1 pseudogene is annotated in these 493 nt (G+C 59.8%); it reads left to right on the forward strand.

Going from position 1 to position 493, the window contains the following annotated elements:
• Nucleotides 1-287 precede the first annotated feature (287 nt).
• Nucleotides 288-493 (forward strand): annotated as a pseudogene (locus tag VSR34_RS38360) (hypothetical protein); the annotation flags it as partial.

The following is a 493-nucleotide window of genomic DNA, read 5'->3' on the forward strand; positions in this document are numbered from 1 at the left end:
CGCTACGCAAGGTGTTACACTCATCAGCCTTGACGAAGGGACCAAGCTGTCCGGTCTGCAACAGGTTGCTGAGGCTGAGGCTGAGGCCGAGGCCGAGTCGGAAAACGATTCCGACGGCTCCACTGAAGGTGATAACGGCGGTGAGGGCAGCGGCGCGGCTTGATCCGTGCCAGCAGCTTTCAGTCTCAGTTAATACGTTGAAGCTACGCTGCGGGTCATCGCGTATCGGGCCGGTACGCTTTCCCGCGCAGCGTGCGGTACAAGTTAATTTCTCTTAGGGAGTAATGATGCAAAAACGATTCAAACAACTGATGTTGCTGGCTGCCATCGTGCCGACCTTCGCCATGGCTCAAGCGCTGCAGAACCAGGCGCCCGCAGCTCCGGCTGCTGCAGCAGCACCGGTTGACCCGGCCAAGCAGGCTGCCATCAAGGACCTGCTCGACGCCATCGACGCGCAGAAGCTGGTTGGCGCAATCGGCAACAGCGCGCAGAT

The organism is Paraburkholderia sp. JHI2823 (genome assembly GCF_038900695.1).
Lineage (GTDB): Bacteria > Pseudomonadota > Gammaproteobacteria > Burkholderiales > Burkholderiaceae > Paraburkholderia > Paraburkholderia mimosarum.